The following is an 18909-nucleotide window of genomic DNA, read 5'->3' as shown; positions in this document are numbered from 1 at the left end:
GCCACTATCTATGGTGACTGACCCACCGCTTTCGCGAGCAAGCCCGCTCCCACAGTGAATCGATGGTGACTACAGGACTTGCAGGCGAATCCGGCCATCGCTGTCAGCCCGGACTTCGACCGAGTCGTAATCCGCCATCGTGGCGTGCGGCGTCTCAATCGGATGCTCATGGGTCGAGGTCATCACCAGCAGATCGGCTTCCGCCGCTTCCGCCGCTTGAATCCCCACGGCGGCATCTTCAAAAATCAGACACTGCGTCACTTCCAGGCCCAACCGCTGCGCCGCCAGGCGATAACCCGCCGGATCAGGCTTGCCCGCCTTCACATCCTCAGCCGTCACCATCACCGAAGGTTCGGGAATCCCTGCCGCTGCCATCCGCCGCAAGGCCAAGGCCCTCGGCGCCGAGGTCACAATCGCCCACTGATCGGCAGGTAACGAATTCAGAAAACGGGCAGCGCCAGCCACTTCGACTATCCCTTCCACATCCTCGATTTCCGCCTCGGTGATAAACCTCGCTTCAACCTCGGCATCGAGCCCCGGCAAGCCTTGGCGATTGATCGTGTCGATGGCTCGGGCGCCGTGAATCGTCGGCAGGAATGTCTCGACATCCAGCCCATGACGCAACGCCCACGCCGTCCAGATACGCTCGGCGGCGGCAATGGAGTTGAGGACGGTGCCGTCCATGTCGAACAGAAAAGCGCGGTATGACGTATTGAAAACGGAGGTCTGAGCAGGCAAAAGACAGCTTCCTATCGCAAGGGGCCAGGCGGTGTGTCAGGCAATGTACCACCGCCAATCAGTTACGCCAGCGGACGCTGGGATTTCAAAGCCCCTTCCACGCAATCAATCAACTGCCCCAACGCCCAGGGTTTCTTGATAAAGGACACGTGATGCCGCACCCCCGAGCTTTCCGGAGTTTCGAAGCCAGACATGATCATGATCGGCTTTTCCGGCCAGCGGTCGCCGAACTCGTTGGCCAGGTCTGCGCCATTGCGCTGTCCGGGCATGGTGATGTCCGTCAGCAACATCTGTACCTCGCCCGCATGTTCTTCCAGATACTGCACAGCCGCGTCGGCGCTGATTTGCGGCTGCACGACAAAGCCTTCGTCCCGAAGAATTTCGCAGAGGAATTCCAGAATCAGCGGGTCATCTTCAACCACCAGAATCAAGCCGCCAGGTAACGACTCGTCCGCCCCTTGTTTTTGATTCATGACCGTCCCACTCCCTGATTGCACCCAATGATTTTGCAGCTCAAATCCGCCACCTATCAGGTATGAACGGCGGACTGGGCGGAAATTCATTTTTGATACAGCCAGAGTTGAAATCAGGCGTCCTGCAGGATCAGATCGGCGCCCTTCTCCGCCACCATCAATACCGCGGCGTGGGTATTGCCGCTGGTTACATTGGGGAAAATCGAGGCATCGACGATGCGCAAACCGTCAAGACCGTGGACCTTGAGCCGCTTGTCGACCACCGACCGCTGAACGTCCGAGCCCATGGCGCACGAGCCGCACAGGTGATAAATCGAGCCGCTGTTTTCGCGAAAGTACTGCAACATTTGTTCGTCGCTTTCGACCACCGGCCCCGGCAACACCTCTTCAACGGTGATGCTCTTGAGCGCCGGCGCCTGCATGATCTTGCGCATCAAGCGACTGCCCTGGATCACCTCGTCGATGTCCTTTTGCGTGCTCAGGTAATTGGGGTCGATCAGCGCCGCGTCGCGGGGATTTTTCGAGGCGATTTCGATATGCCCGCGGCTGGTGGGCCGGCACGGGTTGAAGCACAGCAGGAAGCCTGAATACGGCTCGGGCTTGAGGCTGGCCTTGTTGTTTTTTGGAATCTGGTACGACAGCGGGTTGAAATACAACTGCAGGTTCGGGTTGGCCTGGGTCTCATCGCCACGGAAAAAGCCACCGGCCTGATTGACGCTCATCGCCAGCGCGCCTTTGCGGGTCAGCAGGTATTTGAGGCCAAGTTTGAACTGGCCGAACAGCGAGCCGAGCTGATCGTTGAGGGTCGGGATGTTGGCCTTGTAGTAATAGCTGGCGCACAGGTGATCCTGCAGGTTCTGCCCCACCGCCGGCAGGTGCTTGACCACGGGAATCTGGTGCCTGGCCAACAGCTTTTGATCGGCGACGCCGGACAATTGCAGGATCTTCGGCGTGTCCACGGCACCGGCGCAGAGGATCACTTCCTTGCGTGCCGTGAAGGTGCGGACCACGCCGTGTTGGGTCACGGAAATACCGGTGGCCCGCTCGCCGTCGAACAATACGCGGTCGACCAGGGCGTAATGCTCGACCGTCAGGTTCGGCCGGCTCAGGGCCGGGTGCAGATGCGCGAAGCTGCTGGAGCTGCGCTGGCCGTCCTTGGTGTTGACGTCGTAGATGCCCGAGCCTTCGAATTTCGGGCCATTGAAATCGTCGCTGTGGGGGTAGCCGAGTTCGTCGCATCCCTTGAGGAACACGTCGCAGATCGGGTGGGTCTGGCCCTTCATCGGGGTAATGCTGATCGGGCCGCTGCCGCCGTGGTATTCGCTGTCGCCCAGGGGATGGTTTTCCAGTTTGCGGAAGTACGGCAGCACGTCCTTGAAGCCCCAGCCGTCATTGCCGTTGGCCGCCCAGTCGTCGAAGTCATGGGCCTGGCCACGGACGTAGACCATCGCATTGATCGAACCCGAACCTCCCTGGACCTTGCCGCGCGGGGCGTAGATTTCGCGGTTGTTGAGCTGTTTCTGCGGCTGGCTGTAGTACATCCAGTTGAAGGTCGGGTTGTAATACATTTTGGCGAAGCCGACCGGAATCTTGAACCACAAGGAACTGTCCTTGCCGCCCGCCTCCAGCAGCAGCACCGTGTGTTTACCCGAGGCCGAGAGCCGGTTGGCGAGGATGCAGCCTGCGGCGCCTGCGCCAGCGATGATGTAGTCGTATGTCATGTAAGTCAGTCCAAATAAACCGTCAGGCACAAACCCCTGTGGGAGCGGGCTTGTGTGGCGAGGGAGCTTGCTCCCGCTCGACTGCGAAGCAGTCGCAAAGCTTTTGGGGTCGCTACGCGACCCAGCGGGAGCAAGCTCCCTCGCCACACAAGCCCGCTCCCACAAGGGGGATGCGCCATTTTCGTCAGCCCCTGGCCGGCGATGTGTCTTTGACGTCAGCCGGGGTCGGCGCCATTTGCAGGTGCAGACGCTCACCGGTGTACGGCGAATGCCGGCGCACCACGTCCATGTTCAGCTCCACCCCCAGGCCCGGTTCGGTGGACGGGATGATGTAGCCGTCCTCCCATTGCAGCGGCTTGGTCAGGACTTCAGCGTGGAACCCGCCCCAGGTCATGATGCTTTCCTGGATCAGGAAGTTCGGCGTGCAGGTCGCCAACTGGAAACTCGCCGCCGCGCCAATCGGCCCGTTGTAGAGATGCGGCGCGATCTGCGCGTAATAGGCCTCGGCCATGCTCGCGATTTTCTTCGCTTCGAGCAGGCCGCCACAGCGGGCGACGTTCATCTGCAAAATCGACGCCCCGCCGGCCTGCAACAGCTTGAAGAATTCGTACTTGGTGGTCAGCCGTTCGCCGGTGGCAATCGGGATGGTGGTCTTGGCCGCGACTTGCGCCATGGCATCTTCCTGGCCCGGCGGCACCGGTTCTTCAAACCACAGCGGGTCGTATTTCTCCAGGCGCTTGGCCAGGCGAATCGCCGAGGACGGCACCATTTGCCCGTGGGTGCCGAACAGCAGGTCGCACTTGTCGCCCACCGCTTCGCGGATCTTGCGGCAGAAGGTTTCGCAGCGTTCCAGCACTTCCAGGGAAATCTGGTGCCCGGAGTACGCGGTGTACGGCCCGGCCGGGTCGAACTTCACGGCGGTGAAGCCTTTGTTCATGTTCTCGACGGCGCATTCGGCGGCCAGGTCCGGGTCGTCGTAGTCGTACTCGCCCTTGCTGTTGACCGGGTACAAATAGGTATAGGAACGCAGGCGTTCGTTGACCTTGCCGCCCAACAATTCGTAGACCGGTTTGTTCGCCGCTTTGCCGATGATGTCCCAGCACGCCATCTCCAGACCGCTGACCACGCCCATCATGGTCAGGTCCGGGCGCTGGGTGAATCCGCTGGAATAGGCCTGGCGGAAGAAGCGCTCGATGTGGTGCGGGTCGTGGTTGAGCAGGTAGCGTTCGAACACGTCTTCGATGATCGGCAGCATGGCTTTTGGGCCGAAGGTCGCGGCGTAGATCTCGCCCACGCCTTCGATGCCGCAATCGGTCTTGAGCTTGACGAACAGCCAGTACATGCCACCGATGTGCGGCGGTGGTACGGCAACAATATGAGTTTCAAGGGCGACGATTTTCATCTCAGGCACCTGTTTTGTTCAAAGATTGACGATTGATACGCGCGCGCAAGGTCAGGGCCGCCAGGGTCCCGAGCAGGCCGACGAAAGCGATGTAGCCGAAATACAGCTTGTAACCAGGGGCACCGGGGAAATGTTCGGTGAGGTAGCCGTTGATCAACGGAATGAAGGCGTCCGGCAGGTAACCGACCACCGAGACAATGCCGATGGCCAGGCCGGTGATGCGCAGCGGAATGTTGCAGGTGTCGAGGATCGCCCAGTACAGCCCGCGAATGGCGTAGGTCATCAGGCCGATGAAAATCACCGTGCCAATCAGCAGGCCCATGCTGTTGAGCGCCGGGAACACGATCAGGCCGACCATCGCCAGCGTCGCGCAGAGCAGCGCCACGATCAGCACCGAGATGTTCGAGAACTTGTCACCGAGCCAGCCGCCGCCGATGCCGCCAATCGGGCGCATCCACAATTTTATGGTGGTGATGGTGCCGGCCATGACCGCGGTCATGCCGCCGCCCTGCAAGTAATCGGAGAAGCTGTAGGTGGCCCAGAAGATGTGATAACCGCAGAACACGATGGCGGTGACCAGCCACAGTTCAGGGATTTTCACCAGCGTGAGCAAGTCACTGGCCAGGTTGTACTTGCCCTTCTCCACCGCCGCCGTGTCTGCCATCGACTTCGGGTCCTTGATCAGCACCAGCACACAGCCGATGGCGATACAGGTGAAGGCGTAGAGGTAGACCACGTGCTTGAAGCCTTCGGCCGCCGACTCGCCACGGGTTTCAGTGGCGAAGGCAAACAGGCCCAACGCAACGGTGGCCAGCAACGCCTCAACCAAACCGCGACCGCCGTCGAGGATGCCGAAAAACCGGCCCTGCTCGGTGTGATGGGCAATCATCTTCACCCGCTTGAGCACCGAGGCCCAGAACGTCAGGCCGGTGGTCAGGCCCCAGCATCCGAAGATTATCATCAGACCGGTCATCGACGGCGCGGTGGAATACCACAGGCCCAGGGCACCGGTGGCCACCAGGGAAAAGAAAATCAGGAAACGCGGAGCGATGCGGTCAGCCAGCCAACCGCTGGGCAAGTAACTGAGGAGGAAGATCGTGCCGAGCATCGAGTACAGATAACCCAGCTCGCTGTGGTTGATCTGGAACACTTCGAGCATGGTGGTCTGGTAGACCTGGCGCAGGTACAGGATCGGGTAAATCGCCCCGGCGGCCAGGACCAGCAGCATTAACTGGATGTAGCGACTTCCCTTGTCACTGTGGCTTTTTGAACCCGCGTTCGAACCCTGAACAGCGGCAACAGTGGTTGCAGGCTTGGACATCTGTGAGACCTCGGGCAGCCCGGTGGTCCGGGCACCTCAATAATTATTTTTATATAACTCAGGTGTACTCAGGCCTTTGTGGGAGCGGGCTTGCTCGCGAAAGCGGTGTGTCAGGCCATTGATGTGTCGACTGACACACCGTCTTCGCGAGCAAGCCCGCTCCCACATAAGCGGGAGGGGTGTTCCGTATGAATCAGTACTTCATGACGACCAGTCGCGTCTGGGTGAATTCAAGCATGCCGTGCTTGCCGTCATCGCCGCCCAGGCCCGAGCGTTTCCATCCGGCGTGGAATCCCTGGTACGGGTCGGCCGGGGTGCGGTTGACGTACAACTCGCCGGCCTCGATGGCGTTGGCGACTTTCATGGTGGTGCGGTAGTTCTCGGTGTACAGCACCGATGACAGGCCGAACTGGTGATCGTTGGCCATCGCCAGGGCTTCGTCGATGTCGCGGTACTTGAGCACCGGCAGCACCGGGCCGAAGATTTCTTCCTGGATGATTTCCATGTCCTGGCGGCAGCCACTGAGCAAGGTCGGCGGGTAGAAATGACCGTTGCCTTCAGGGATAAACCCGCCTGCTTCCAGTACAGCACCGTCAGCGATGGCGCGCTCGACCATGGCATGGATGTTCTGCCGGGAACTGGCATTGACCAGTGGCCCCATCAGGTCGGCGTCGGTGGTGCGGTCGCCGAACTTCACGGCGCTGATTTTGGTTTTGAGCAAGGCGAGGAACTGCTCGTAGACGCTTTCCTGCACGTAGACCCGCTCCACCGCCGTGCACAACTGACCGCAGTGGGTGGTCTTGGAGGCGACGATGGCGCTGGCGGCGGCTTCAAGATCGGCATCGGCTTCGATGATCGCAGGAGTCTTGCCACCCAGTTCCAGCGATGGCTTGGCGATGTTGGCCTTGCAGTAATCCAGCACGATGCGTCCGGCGTTGACGCTGCCGGTCAAAGTAATCAAACCGACGGCTTTATGGGTGCACACGGCGGCGGCGGTGGCGTGATCCATGGTCAGGATGTTCACCACGCCAGCCGGCAAACCGGATTGCTGCACAGCCTTGGCGATTTCAAACGCCGAGGTCGGGGTATTGTTGCTCGGGCGCACCACCACGGTGTTGCCGGCAATCAGCGCCGGGGCGATTTTGCGCAGCAGCGTGTAGACCGGGTAGTTGAACGGGATCAGGCAGGCGACCACGCCAATCGGCTCGCGGTGCAGGAACAGGTTTTCGTTCGGGGTGTCGCTGGGAATGATCTCGCCTTCGATCCGCCGCGCCCACTCGGCGTGGTAACGGGTGATCTGCGCGGCGTAACGGGCCTCGTTGCTGGCATCAGCGACGCTCTTGCCGGACTCGGCGGCCAGGGCGGCACCGATGTCGTCGGCGCAGGCCTCAAGGGCATCGGCGAAAGCGCGCAGATGCTCGGCGCGTTCGATGCTGGTGAGCTTGCCCCAGACCTTCTGCGCCGCGGCGGCAGCGTCAACGGCGGCGGTGGCTTCGGCGGTGTTGGCCGCCGAAACGTGGCCCACCAGGGCTTCAGTCGCCGGGTTGTAGACCGCAATCAGCGCGTCGCTGGCAGGCTCAATAAAGTGACCGTTTACAAAATTTCGCTCGAGTCGCATGTGCATCGCCCATCGTTGTTTTTATCCAGTTCACCCAGTCTTGGCGTGCTGGACGGGTTGAACAAACGATTTATTGAGCGGGGGAACATTCGAAAAATGAATGTTGTTCCCATTGACGATGTAGTCCCTTGTGGGAGCGGGCTTGCTCGCGAAGGCGTCGTGTCAGTCGCCATTGATATTGGTTGACCCACCGCATTCGCGAGCAAGCCCGCTCCCACAGGGGGTCTGCGGTGTGTCTAGCTGGCGGCGGTAGAGGGTTCGAGCTGGCGTTGCGCCAACCAGATTTCTTCCTGCAACCACTGGCTGAACACCTGCAATTGCGGCATCAAGGTCTGCTCCGGCCGGGTCACGAGCCAGTAGGATTGATGCCCTTCCACGTGCACGTTCAGCACCTGGGTCAATTGCCCGCTGGCCAGTTCCGGGGCGACCATGTGCCAGTCAGCGATGGTGATGCCCAAGCCATCGGTAGCCGCGCGGATCGCCAGGTCCAGCAGGTCGAATTCATAGCCGCCCTGGATGTCGACGCCGCTGATTTTCGCCGCGTCGAGCCAGTGTTTCCAGGTCAGGTAGCGTTGGTCTTCCTTGGCCAGAACATGCAGCAACGTCAGGCGATTGAGGTCGATGCCGCCCTCGCTCCACTCCCGCGCATACAGGGACGGCGCGCACACCGCGATGTGCCGTTCCTGGATCAGCAGCGAGGCGTCCAGGCCATCCCATTCGCCGTCGCCGAAACGAATCGCGCAGTCCAGGGTGCTGGTTTCCGCGAGGCTGTCTTGCAGGCGCGTGGTGATGCTCAATTCCAGCTCCGGGTGCCTCTCGCGCAGGCGTCCCAGGCGCGGCATCAGCCAGCGATTGGTGAAGGTCGGGGGCGCGTTGATGTGCAGGCGATTGGCGTGGGATTTCTGCTGGATACTGCGCACCGTCAGCTCGATCTTGTCGAAGGACTGGTGCAGCGCCCGCAGCAAGACCCGGCCGGCGCTGGTCAGTTCCAGGTGATGATGGCGGCGCTCCAGCAGGTTCTCGCCGAGCTGTTCCTCCAACTGCCGCACCTGGCGGCTGACCGCACTCTGGGTGACATTGAGCAACTCCGCCGCCCGGGTAAAGCTGCCGGTGCTGCCAGCCACTTCGAAGGCTTTGAGCGCATTGAGCGCGGGCATTTTGCGTTTCATGAAAGGGACTCGCGCTGGGGCTGACGAGCGCCAAGCATCCCACGGCCCGAGGGAAATTTCCTGAGTAACATGCATTTTTGTGTTGTGCGGGGTGGTTTCGATGCCATCACACCGCCCCTGTAGGAGCGAGGCTTGCCCGCGAAGGCAATCTGTCTGTCACTGATGATGGTGTCTGACACGCCGCCTTCGCGGGCAAGCCTCGCTCCTACAGGGATCAGGGTCGTTTTTTGAATGGGGAACTGTCGCTCACGCATAAATAGCACGAGTATTTTGCAGCACACTCATGACTATTAAGCACTGGCTGTTTTATTTATATAAACGCTAGTCTGACCTCAACTAAACACTTCACTACGTCAGCGCACTTACCTAGGGCGAACAGCACAACTTCGCCCCATCCTGTTGCAATTAACCCGAGCCGAATATATGCCAACCCTTGTTCATTCACCCGCCAGAAGTATTGGCATATTGGCGCTCATCTTCACGGCCTGTAACGCCACCACCCACGGTTTCAGCATTTTCCTGTATTCGGCGTTATTGCCCGACATCCGTCAGGTATTCGAACTGAGCTACAGCCAGGCCGCGTTCATTGCGGCGCTGTTGCAGTTGTTCTATATGGGCGCGTCGATTGTCAGCGGTATTGCGGCGGCATGGATCAGCCCGCGCAACATGGTGCGCCTGACGATGGCCTTGAGCCCGGCGCTGTTGGCCCTGGCGGTCGCCACGCCCTGGGTGCTGCCGTTTGCGCTGTGTCTGGCGCTGGTCTCGGCCTGTGCGGTGTCGAACTGGAACGCTATCGCGGCGTTGGCCAGCGAGGTTATTCCGGCCTCCCACCGCAGCCGTGTGCTGGGGCTGGCGTCTTCCGGGGCGGCGTTTGCGATTTGCCTCAATGGTGTGCTGATCGCGTTGTTGCACGGCATTTCCCTGAAGCACTTCTGGTTGATCTGCGCCGGTATGACGCTGATCGTCACCCTGCTGACGTTTTGGGCCCTGGCTCCGCTCGCCGCGCAGCAACGCCCCAAGCCCAGCAGCGCGCCGTCGCTGCGCCGGGTACTCAGGCAATGGCTGCACCTGTGTCTGGAGCACCCGGTGGCGCTGCATATTCTGCTGCTCAGCGCCTTTATTGGCGCCATCAGCGGACCGTTCTTGAACTTCCTCTCGGCGTTTGCCACCGAACGCCTGGGCGCCAACGCGCAAATCACCGGTTCACTGTGGACGCTGATCGGCATCGGCGGCGTGGTCGGTGGTTTGCTCCTGGGTTCATTGGCGGATCGCTGGGGCGCTTTGCGGGTGATGGCGTTGAGCATCGGCGCTTTCGGCCTGGCGATGCTGGCCCTGCTCTGGCAACCGAGCCTGACCCTGACCTGGCTGGCGGCCGGGTTGTTCGCGCTGTTCTATTTCCCGGTCTGGGGCTTGATGGCGGCCTACCTCAGCGCCCGATTGAGCCCGGTGCAAAGCCTGCAAGTGGTGAGCCTGAGCATGGTCGGTTACGGCCTGGGCAGCGCCACCGCCAACGGGATCTGTGGCTGGCTGCTGCAAGCCACCGGGCAGTTTGCCCTGGTGCATGCCTGGATCGCCTGCTGGGTGGCGGCCAGCCTGTTATTGCTGGGGTTGATGGCCCGCCGTCAATCCCGCGAGCCCGCGTTGGGTCAGCCGCTCTGAACGGCCCAACTCGCGGCACAGAATCTCCACCAGTGCCTCGACGGCCGGTGCCTGAGACTGAGCCGAACGCCAGACCATCAACCGCGCCGGGTCGATCGGCGGAAAGCCCTGAGCCTCATCGAGCACCTGCCAGCCCGGCGGCACCAGCCGTCGCGCCGTGACGCCCACCGACTGCCCCTGCTCAATGGCAATCCCGATGCCCCGCGGGCTCTGGCTGGTGTAAACCACATGCCACGGCCGCCCGGCCTCGGCCAGCGCCCGCACCGCGTTGGCCCGGAAGGCGCAGCCCTCGGCATACACCGCCAACGGCACCGATGGGTCCTTGCCGGCGCGCCAACCTTCAGCCGCCACCCACACCAGCGGCTCGTCGCACAGAAATTCACCCGGCTGCAGGTTGGCGTGCTGCACACCGAGCACCAGGTCCAGTTCGCCGCGCTGCAAACGGCTGACCAGCGCGGTGGACATCTCACAACAAATGTCCGGCCGCACCTTGGGAAACTGCGCCTGAAAGTCGCGCAACACCCCGCCCAGGCAAAACTGGGCGTAGTCCTCCGGCATGCCGACGTGAATGCACACCTGTTCGTCGGGCATTTGCACAGCGTTGATCGCATCGGCGTGGAGCTTGAGGATCTGCCGGGCGTAGATCAGAAAGGTTTCGCCGTCGGAGGTCAGGCTCACCGAACGACTGGAGCGTTGCACCAGCGGCGTACCGACGATCTCTTCCAGGCGCTGCAAACTCTGACTGATGGTCGATTGGGTTTTATGCAGGCGCTCGGCTGCCGCGGAAAAACCGTGGCACTCGATAATCGCGACAAACACTTTAAGTAAGGTCCCATCCAGTTCGCCTGACATAACTATCGCCCCTGCCGATGGATTCGATCACAACTTGTAATTTCCACTTCGCACCTCTTTAAGCAACTATCGATTCAACGCCAAACACTGTTAATTGATAGTTCCAGGAGACTTGCATGAGCCTTCAACTTGCCGACGCCGAAGTGGGCGATATCAGCGACATCATTAATACCGAGTTGTACCCCATACATGATTCGGGCCATGTCCAATTACAGGCACTGATCGAACACGCCCGCGCCGAACTGGCCGAGGACGGCTGCTGCCTGCTAAAAAATTTCCTGCGCCCCGAAGCGCTGGAACAGGCCCGCGCCGAAGGTCAGGCGCTGTCGAGTAAAACGTTTTACTCGGTGCGCAAGGTCAACGCCTACTTCACCGAAGACGACCCCGCCCTGCCCCAGGATGACCCGCGCCGCACATTCATGGAGCGCACCAGCGGTTTCGTGACCCGGGACATGATCGCCCCGGACGCAATCATTCATCGGCTGTACGTCTCGCCGATGATGAAGCGCTTTATCGGCGCCTGCCTCAACGAACCGGAAATTTTCGAATACGCCGACCCGTTCGCCGGCCTGGTGATCAATGTCATGCCCCACGGCACCGAGCAGCCCTGGCACTTCGACACCAACGAATTCATCGTCAGCATGATGACCCAGAAGCCCGAGGCCGGTGGCGTGTTCGAGTACGCGCCGATGATCCGCACCCGCACCCAGGAAAACCTCGGTGCAGTGGGCAAAGTGGTGCGCGGCGACGACCGCAGCCGGGTGCAGGAACTGGAACTCAACCCCGGCGACTTGCAGATTTTCAAGGGCCGCTTCTCCGTGCACCGGGTGACCCGCGTCGAGGGTGCCACCGAGCGCAACACCGCCATCTTCGCCTACTCCGAAAAGCCCGGAATCATCGGCCGCGCCCAGCGCACCAAACAGCTTTACGGACGCCTGTCCGAAGCTCACCTGCAAGCCGAACGCAACCTGGTGCGCAGCGACCAGTTGCTCGACTGATCCGCCCAAAAAAATCCTGGAAAAAACCCACCGTATTTGCCCTGCGAGGAACACCCCATGAGTCTGTCCGGCCCCAACCGCAACCCCGCCGATTGCGAACCGACCTACGACGAGATCCAGCAAATCCAGCTCGACCGTTTGCAACGGGTGCGCAACGAACTGAAAAAACGCGACTACGCCGCTTGCGTGCTGTTCGACCCGACCCACATGCGCTACGCCACCGGCTCACGCAACATGCAGGTGTACTCGGCGCGCAACCCGGCGCGTTACGCCTTCATCCCGGCGGAAGGCCCGGTGGTGATCTTCGAGTTCGGCGGTTGCCTGCATCTGGCAGAAAAGCTCAACACCGTCGATGAAGTGCGCCCGGCCAAAGCCATCTCCTACTACTTCTGCGACAGCTTCCTGAGCAACGTCACCGCTGAATGGGCCGCCGAAATCGATGAACTGGTGCGCAAGCACGGTGGCGGCAACAAACGCATCGCCATCGAAAGCGCGACCTCGGCTGCTGCGTTCGAACTGCAAAAACTCGGCTATCAGATTTTCGACGCCCAGGAACCGCTGGAACGGGCGCGCTGCATCAAGGTGCCGAACGAGCTGAAAATGATCCGCGCCAGCCTGCGCGCCACTGAAGCCGGGGTGCGCCTGATGGAAAGCAAACTGGTGCCGGGCATCAGTGAAAACGAACTGTGGTCGCACCTGCACCAACATGTGATCGCCACCGACGGCGATTATGTGGAAACCCGCCTGCTGTCCTCCGGGCCGCGCACCAATCCATGGTTTCAGGAGTGCAGCACCCGGCCGATCGAGGCCGGCGACCTGGTGGCGCTGGACACTGATGTGGTCGGGCGTTTCGGCTACTACGCCGACTTCTCGCGGACCTTCCTCTGCGGCGAGCAAGCCGCGACCGCCAAGCAGCAGGAGCTGTACAAACTGGCCTACGAGCAAGTGCAGACCAACATGGAAATGCTCAAGGCCGGGCGCAGCTTCAAGGAATACGCCGAGCTGGCGTGGAAGATTCCCGACAACTACAAAGCCAACCGTTACTTCGCTTTGGCCCATGGCGTCGGCATGACCGGTGAATACCCGTACGTGGTGCACCGCGAAGACATCGATTCGCTGGGTTACGACGGCGTGTTTGAGGCTGGCATGACCATCTGCGTGGAAAGCTACATCGGCCACGATGAAGGCGGCGAAGGCGTGAAACTCGAAGAGCAGATCTACATCCACGAAAACGGTATCGAATTGCTCTCCGACTACCCGTTCGATCCACGCCTGATGCCGCGATGAGTTGCGCGGACGGCGTCGTCATCTCCTTCGGCACCGTCCGTTTTTCCCCTTGTTCCCACCCGGAACAAGGGGCGTTTGCGACTTCAACGCCCCGTTCGTTCAGCAGCCCGGCCTGTCTAGCTCAAGCGGCAGCCTTCCTTACGGCCAGTAACATGCATTTATCGAACGTTTCACCGTTGAATTTATCGTTTGTCGATCTTTGCGCAGATGACAAAACTGCGGGCATCTCTAATAAAAACAACATGAGAGCAGCCCTATGTCCTACCCCATTCCCGACCTCCTGATTTCGTTGCGCCTTGTTCTGCTGCCGGCTTCACGCCTGTCTTGCCTGTGCCTTCGCGGCGCCTGCCACTGACAGTTTCGGTTTATCGAAAACCGACCGCGTCTGCCGCTTACCCCACCAGCGGCCAGTCGAAAAACGCATTTTCTGCACGTTATCGGAGAGGCATATGAAAGAGTTAATGACACTGGACGGCGCCCTGCCGCATCCAGCGGTAAACGACCTGTGCACCCAAGTCAAAAGTGGCGAAATCAACCGCCGGCAATTCCTGCGCACCGCCACCCTCCTGGGTATCACCGTCGCCAGCGCCAGCACCTTCCTCGGTTCGGCCCTGCTCGGTAACAGCGTGCGCGCCGCCGAGGCTGTCCCGCCACGCCAGGGCGGCACGCTGCGGTTTGCCTGCGCGATCCAGGAAATCCAGGACCCGATGCTGATCACCTGGATCGAAGCCTCCAACCTGCTGCGCAATTCCCTGGAATTCCTGACCTGGGTCGATGCCGACAACATCACCCACCCGTACCTCGCCGAGAGCTGGAGCCCGTCCGACGACCTCAAGACCTGGACCTTCAACCTGCGTCAGGATGTGAAGTGGAGCAACGGCGATACGTTCAACGTCGAGGACGTGCAGCACAACATCCAGCGCTGGATCGCCGCTGATTCGAAATCGGTCAACCGCACCGCATTCCAGGACATCAGCGCCTTCGAAAAAGTCAGCGACTTCCAGTTCCGCCTGGTGCTCAAGCGGCCGATGCTGGCGATCCCGGAAATGCTCAACGCCTTCACCTGCGCCATCGTCCACCGCAGTTTCAAGGCCGGTGATGACTGGGTGAAAAACCCGCTGTGCACCGGGCCGTTCAAACTGGTGTCGTTCGCGGTGAACAAGCAAGCGACCTTCGCCAAGCGCGCCGACTACTGGCGCAAACCGGCCAACCTCGACGAGTTGCGCTACGTCGACATGGGCACCGACGTCTCGACCCACCTCGCGGCATTGCAGGCCGGGCAAGTGGACGTGCTGTACCGGGTGACCGTGGCCGAGCTGGACCTGGCCAAGCGTTTGCCGGGGGCGCAATTGCTGAGCTGCAAATCGGCGCAAACCGTGGTCATGCGCATGGCCTGCGATCAAAAACCTTTCGACGATGTGCGAATTCGCAAAGCCGTGGTCCTGTGCGCCGACAACGCGCAAATGCTCAAGATCGCCTATCGCGGCATGGGCACGTTGGGCGAAGACCACCACGTCGCCCCGTCCCACCCGGAATATTTCCCGCTGCCCAAACGGGCTCGTGATGTGGCCGGCGCGAAGAAACTCCTCGCGGAGGCCGGTCACCCCAACGGCATCGATATCGACCTGATCGTCGGCAACACCCAGGGCCGCTACGAACAGGACTGCGCGCAAATCCTGCAACAGAACTGCGCCGAAGCCGGCATCCGCATCAACCTCAAGGTGATCCCGGCCACCCAATACTGGCCAATCTGGGACAAAGCCGCGTTCAGCCTCACCTACTGGGCCCACCGCCCGTTGGGTGTGATGTCCCTGGAACTGGCCTACCGCAGCGGCGCCGCGTGGAACGAAAGCCACTACAGCGACCCGGCGTTCGATGCGGCGCTGGACAAGGCCATGGGCATCATCGACCCGAAACAACGGGCGGTAGCCATGCAAAACGTCGAGCAAATCCTGCAAGACGCCTGCGTCATGGTGCAGCCGTTCTGGGGCGACAAATTCACCGCCGCCAGCAAGAAAGTCCAGGGCTTCCAGGTTCACCCCTCGGACTTCTACCCAATGGATGAAGTCTGGTTGAGCGCCTGATTCACGCGCCCTCACGCGGTTCGCCCACCTCGGTGGGTCGGGCCGCCATCCCTTGATTAGCCGGAGCGTGCGAGCATGGCTGAATTTCTTTTGCGCAAGTTATTGGCGCTGGCGGCAACCCTGCTGTCGGTGTCGGTGATCGTGTTCCTGGCCCTGGAACTGAACATCGAGGACGTCGCGATCAACGTCCTCGGCCCCTACTCCGCCGCCGACCAACGCGCCGCGTGGCTGGCGGAACACGGTTACAACCAACCGTTCGTGTGGCGCTACCTGGTGTGGCTGAAGGATTTTGTCCACGGCGACTGGGGCACCTCGGTGCACTTTCGTGAGCCGGTGATTGACCTGTTGCTGCCGAACCTGTGGCAAACCCTGATCCTCGCCGGGCTGGCCCTGGCGGTGATGGTGCCGGTGGCGCTGACCCTCGGGATTCTGGCGGGCATTCGTCAGGGCTCGGCGGTGGATCGGCTGGTGTCGTTTCTGTCGATCGTCACCACCTCGATTCCGGACTTTGCCAGTGCGGTGTTCGTCTCGGCGATCTTCGTGTTCTGGCTCAACTGGCTGCCCGGTGTGAGCAGCATGAGCGACGGCTTCAACGCCGTGGAACTGGCGCTGCCGCTGATGGTGCTGTGCCTGTTCGGCATCGGTTACCTGGCGCGGATCACCCGCGCCTCGATGGTCGAAGTGATGCAGGCGCCGTACATCCGCACCGCCCGCCTCAAGGGCGCATCGACCTCGCGCATCGTGCTGCGGCATGCGTTGCGCAACGTGCTGATCGCACCGATCACGGTGATCATGTTGTACATCCCGTGGCTGCTGTCGAACGTGATCGTGGTCGAGGTATTTTTCGCCTACAAAGGCTTCGGTTCGCTGCTGTACACCGCGTCGCTGAACCACGACGTCTACCTGATCGAAGCCTGCGCGATGATCAGCGGCATCGTGGTCGGCGCGACCAAAATCTTCTCGGACCTAGCCTACACCTGGCTCAACCCGCGCATCACCTTGCGCAGTCTTGGCGGAGGTGGCCAATGAACTTCCTCAACTCGTTCAAACATCCCTTGGCGTTGCTCGGTTTGCTGCTGGTCGGCGGCTGGGTGCTGATGGCGATTTTTGCGCCGTGGCTGGCGCCCCACGATCCATTGGAAAGCTTCACCCCGCTGCTGACGCCGATGACCCCGGATGGCAACGGTGTGAGCTTTCTGCTGGGCACTGACATGATCGGCCGGGACATTCTGTCGCGGCTGATCTGGGGCACCCGCACCGTGTTGTTCTGGTCGATCCTCGCGACCCTGACCGCGTTCGCCGTGGGCATCGCCATGGGCCTGTGCGCCGGTTACTTCAACGGCTGGGTCGATGCGCTGCTGTCCTATGTCGCGGACACCGTGCTGTCGTTCCCGGTGCTGGTGTTGTACATCGTGATCATCATCGCCCTCGGCGCTTCGGCGCTGAACATCCTGATCGCGGTGACCTTCACCAGCGCCCCGGCGATCTTCCGCATCATGCGGGCGCTGACCATCGACATCCGCTCCCGGGACTACGTGCTCAGCGCCATCACCCAGGGCGAAGGGTCGCTGCGGATCATGCTGGTGGAGATCCTGCCGAATTGCGGCGGGCCGCTGATCGTCGATTTCTGCCTGCGCATCGGCTACACCGCGATCATGATCGGCGCCCTCGGTTTCCTCGGCCTCGGCCTGCCACCGCCCACCCCGGACTGGGGCGGCATGATCAACGAAGGCCGCAGCATGGCCATCGCCTTCCCGCACCTGGTGATCTTCCCGTGCATTGCCATCTCCACCCTGATGCTGGGCCTGAGCCTGTTGGCGGACGGTCTGGACGAACACGCCCAGAAAGGCACAAGGAGTTGAGCATGAGCCAACAACAAGTCTTAAAGGTTGAGAACCTGTCCATCGAACTGCCCGCCGGCGCCGACCGCAGCCACGCGGTCAAAGGCATCAGCCTGGACGTGCGCAAGGGTGAAATCCTCTGTGTGATCGGCGAGTCCGGCTCCGGTAAATCTGTGTTGTCGGCGGCGATCATGGGCGACTACGCCAAGGGCCTGCGCCACAGCGAAGGGGTGATCGATTTCCTTGGCGACGACATCTGCCGCATGGATGAAAACGCCCTGCGCCGCTTGCGTGGCAACCGCATCGCGATGATTTTCCAGGAGCCGATGGCGGCGCTGAACCCGGCGATTCGCATCGGTCAGCAGGTCGAGGAAATCTTCGATATTCACGCACCAACGATGCCTGCTGCCGAGCGTCGCGAACGCATGCTCGCCCTGCTCGACTCCACCCAATTGCCCGACCCGCCTCGGATCGCCAACAGCTTCCCGCATCAGCTCTCCGGCGGCCAATGCCAACGGGTGGTGATTGCCATGGCATTGGCGATGAACCCGGATTTGCTGATCGCCGACGAACCGACCACAGCCCTGGACGTGACCACTCAGGCCCAGGTGCTGAAACTGGTGCGCGACCTGCGGGGTCGCGGTCAGCACGGCATTCTGTTCATCACCCACGACTTCGGTGTGGTCGCGGAAATCGCCGACCGCATCGCCGTCATGGAGGGCGGTGTGCTGGTGGAAATCGGCGAGCGCGATCAAGTGCTCAACGCGCCAAATCACCCCTACACTCGCAAGCTGATTGCGGCCGTGCCGGCGTTGCACCCGGAGCTGCACGTGCCGTGTGCCGACGGTGAGATGGCGTTGCGCATCGAGCATCTGACCAAGACCTACAACGTCGGCGGGCGTTTGGTGCCGGCGCTGAAGGATGTGTCGCTGCAACTGCCACGGGGCAAGACCTTGGCGATTGTCGGTGAGTCCGGCTCGGGCAAAAGCACCCTGGTCAAAGCGGCGATTCGGCTGGTGGAAAGCGATAGCGGCCACGTCTGGGTCGGTGACACGGATTTCCTGGCCTTGCGCGGCTCGGCGCTGGCGGCCAATCGGCGGCGGATCCAGATGATTTTCCAGGACCCGTACGGTTCGCTGAATCCACGGCACAGGGTCGGCGACATCATCGCCCGCGCCGCGCAATTGCGCGGGTTGTCAGCCAAGGATGCCTGGACCGAGGCCGGCGATTTGCTGGAGCAGGTCGGGCTCAAGCGCGACGCCCTCAAGCGCAAGCCACGGCAGTTTTCCGGTGGCCAGCGCCAGCGCATCGGCATCGCCCGCGCCCTGGCCATGCGCCCGGAAGTGTTGATCGCCGATGAAAGCGTCTCGGCGCTGGACGTGTCGGTGCAAAAACAGGTGCTGGAGTTGCTGGCCGAGCTGCAACAGCGTTTCAACCTGAGCATCTTGTTCATCACCCACGACCTGCGGGTGGCGGCGCAGATCAGCGACTACATCGCAGTGATGCGCCAGGGTGAAGTGGTGGAATACGGCACCGCGCAACAGGTGCTGTTGCGCCCGCAAAACGCCTACACCCAGACCCTGCTCGCGGCGGCGCCCGGCGCTTCGGCGATACCGGTGGTGCCCGTCGCTGAACCACCGCTGAGGCTGATCCGACCTCAGGCCAACTGAGTCAATAACCCTTTCCCCAGGTCGCAGCGTTCGCTGCGGCATGGGCTGCTGTTGCCAACCATAACTAAAAAATCAG

Annotated in this window: 15 protein-coding genes; 7 read left to right on the top strand and 8 right to left on the bottom strand. The window is 61.4% G+C overall.

The genetic code is table 11. From position 1 onward, the window contains the following. Positions 1-69: 69 nt before the first annotated feature. The 7 genes from FQ192_RS29575 to FQ192_RS29540 form a co-directional block, all read right to left on the bottom strand. Entirely contained in the window at positions 70-738 is a 669-nt protein-coding gene (locus FQ192_RS29575; protein ID WP_149661697.1) for an HAD-IA family hydrolase, read from the bottom strand. Positions 739-800: 62 nt separating this feature from the next. After that, entirely contained in the window at positions 801-1211 is a 411-nt protein-coding gene (locus FQ192_RS29570) for a response regulator (protein WP_149661696.1), read from the bottom strand. Positions 1212-1324: 113 nt separating this feature from the next. Then, on the bottom strand, positions 1325-2932 hold the full coding sequence (locus tag FQ192_RS29565; protein WP_123408736.1) for a GMC family oxidoreductase: 1608 nt from the start codon (positions 2930-2932) through the stop codon (positions 1325-1327). A gap of 184 nt (positions 2933-3116) precedes the next feature. Further along, a complete protein-coding gene (locus FQ192_RS29560; RefSeq protein ID WP_123408735.1) occupies positions 3117-4334 on the bottom strand; it encodes a mandelate racemase/muconate lactonizing enzyme family protein in 1218 nt (405 codons plus the stop codon). A gap of 1 nt (position 4335) precedes the next feature. Further along, positions 4336-5655 (bottom strand): nitrate/nitrite transporter, encoded by a 1320-nt coding sequence (locus FQ192_RS29555; protein WP_149661695.1) that lies wholly within the window; start codon positions 5653-5655, stop codon positions 4336-4338. 193 nt (positions 5656-5848) lie between these two features. Next, positions 5849-7273 (bottom strand): aldehyde dehydrogenase, encoded by a 1425-nt coding sequence (aldA, locus tag FQ192_RS29550; protein ID WP_149661702.1) that lies wholly within the window; start codon positions 7271-7273, stop codon positions 5849-5851. Between the two features lie 236 nt (positions 7274-7509). Beyond that, the gene (locus FQ192_RS29540) at positions 7510-8442 is read right to left on the bottom strand and encodes a LysR substrate-binding domain-containing protein (RefSeq protein ID WP_123408732.1); all 933 of its coding nucleotides are present in this window, start codon (positions 8440-8442) and stop codon (positions 7510-7512) included. A 423-nt stretch (positions 8443-8865) separates the two neighbouring features. On the opposite strand from FQ192_RS29540, the gene FQ192_RS29535 reads away from it, so the two are divergent. Beyond that, positions 8866-10101 carry an MFS transporter gene (locus FQ192_RS29535; protein ID WP_149661694.1) on the top strand — a complete coding sequence of 412 codons (1236 nt, stop codon included), beginning with the start codon at positions 8866-8868 and terminating at the stop codon, positions 10099-10101. Here the strand turns inward: FQ192_RS29535 and FQ192_RS29530 are convergent. After that, the gene (locus tag FQ192_RS29530; protein WP_149661693.1) at positions 10039-10953 is read right to left on the bottom strand and encodes a LysR substrate-binding domain-containing protein; all 915 of its coding nucleotides are present in this window, start codon (positions 10951-10953) and stop codon (positions 10039-10041) included. The two genes, FQ192_RS29535 and FQ192_RS29530, sit on opposite strands and share 63 nt — an antisense overlap. Positions 10954-11069: 116 nt before the next feature. Between FQ192_RS29530 and FQ192_RS29525 the strand changes: the two genes are divergently transcribed. From FQ192_RS29525 to FQ192_RS29500, 6 genes are all read left to right on the top strand, one after another. Beyond that, positions 11070-11951, top strand: coding sequence for a phytanoyl-CoA dioxygenase family protein (locus tag FQ192_RS29525; RefSeq protein WP_149661692.1), 882 nt, complete (start codon positions 11070-11072; stop codon positions 11949-11951). 57 nt (positions 11952-12008) lie between these two features. Further along, positions 12009-13238, top strand: coding sequence for a Xaa-Pro peptidase family protein (locus tag FQ192_RS29520; RefSeq protein WP_123408728.1), 1230 nt, complete (start codon positions 12009-12011; stop codon positions 13236-13238). 449 nt (positions 13239-13687) lie between these two features. Next, entirely contained in the window at positions 13688-15322 is a 1635-nt protein-coding gene (locus FQ192_RS29515) for an ABC transporter substrate-binding protein (RefSeq protein WP_149661691.1), read from the top strand. A gap of 75 nt (positions 15323-15397) precedes the next feature. Further along, positions 15398-16351, top strand: a complete 954-nt coding sequence (locus FQ192_RS29510; protein WP_123408726.1) for an ABC transporter permease — start codon at positions 15398-15400, stop codon at positions 16349-16351. Further along, positions 16348-17184 carry an ABC transporter permease gene (locus FQ192_RS29505; RefSeq protein WP_149661690.1) on the top strand — a complete coding sequence of 279 codons (837 nt, stop codon included), beginning with the start codon at positions 16348-16350 and terminating at the stop codon, positions 17182-17184. Before FQ192_RS29510 ends, FQ192_RS29505 begins: the two co-directional genes overlap by 4 nt. Before the next feature lie 2 nt (positions 17185-17186). Continuing rightward, on the top strand, positions 17187-18833 hold the full coding sequence (locus FQ192_RS29500; protein WP_149661689.1) for an ABC transporter ATP-binding protein: 1647 nt from the start codon (positions 17187-17189) through the stop codon (positions 18831-18833). Positions 18834-18909: the final 76 nt, after the last annotated feature.

The organism is Pseudomonas sp. ANT_J12 (assembly GCF_008370045.1).
Taxonomy (GTDB): Bacteria; Pseudomonadota; Gammaproteobacteria; order Pseudomonadales; family Pseudomonadaceae; genus Aquipseudomonas.
Note: the sequence above shows the minus strand (reverse complement) of the source record. Positions and strands in the feature narration are given on the sequence as shown.

What these genes read in the sequence shown, in the direction of transcription:
- FQ192_RS29570 (WP_149661696.1), bottom strand. Translation starts at nt 1,211, where the DNA reads ATGAATCAAAAACAAGGGGCGGACGAGTCGTTACCTGGCGGCTTGATT.
- FQ192_RS29565 (WP_123408736.1), bottom strand. Translation starts at nt 2,932, where the DNA reads ATGACATACGACTACATCATCGCTGGCGCAGGCGCCGCAGGCTGCATC.
- FQ192_RS29560 (WP_123408735.1), bottom strand. Translation starts at nt 4,334, where the DNA reads ATGAAAATCGTCGCCCTTGAAACTCATATTGTTGCCGTACCACCGCCG.
- FQ192_RS29555 (WP_149661695.1), bottom strand. Translation starts at nt 5,655, where the DNA reads ATGTCCAAGCCTGCAACCACTGTTGCCGCTGTTCAGGGTTCGAACGCG.
- aldA (WP_149661702.1), bottom strand. Translation starts at nt 7,273, where the DNA reads ATGCGACTCGAGCGAAATTTTGTAAACGGTCACTTTATTGAGCCTGCC.
- FQ192_RS29540 (WP_123408732.1), bottom strand. Translation starts at nt 8,442, where the DNA reads ATGAAACGCAAAATGCCCGCGCTCAATGCGCTCAAAGCCTTCGAAGTG.
- FQ192_RS29535 (WP_149661694.1), top strand. Translation starts at nt 8,866, where the DNA reads ATGCCAACCCTTGTTCATTCACCCGCCAGAAGTATTGGCATATTGGCG.
- FQ192_RS29530 (WP_149661693.1), bottom strand. Translation starts at nt 10,953, where the DNA reads ATGTCAGGCGAACTGGATGGGACCTTACTTAAAGTGTTTGTCGCGATT.
- FQ192_RS29525 (WP_149661692.1), top strand. Translation starts at nt 11,070, where the DNA reads ATGAGCCTTCAACTTGCCGACGCCGAAGTGGGCGATATCAGCGACATC.
- FQ192_RS29520 (WP_123408728.1), top strand. Translation starts at nt 12,009, where the DNA reads ATGAGTCTGTCCGGCCCCAACCGCAACCCCGCCGATTGCGAACCGACC.
- FQ192_RS29515 (WP_149661691.1), top strand. Translation starts at nt 13,688, where the DNA reads ATGAAAGAGTTAATGACACTGGACGGCGCCCTGCCGCATCCAGCGGTA.
- FQ192_RS29510 (WP_123408726.1), top strand. Translation starts at nt 15,398, where the DNA reads ATGGCTGAATTTCTTTTGCGCAAGTTATTGGCGCTGGCGGCAACCCTG.
- FQ192_RS29505 (WP_149661690.1), top strand. Translation starts at nt 16,348, where the DNA reads ATGAACTTCCTCAACTCGTTCAAACATCCCTTGGCGTTGCTCGGTTTG.
- FQ192_RS29500 (WP_149661689.1), top strand. Translation starts at nt 17,187, where the DNA reads ATGAGCCAACAACAAGTCTTAAAGGTTGAGAACCTGTCCATCGAACTG.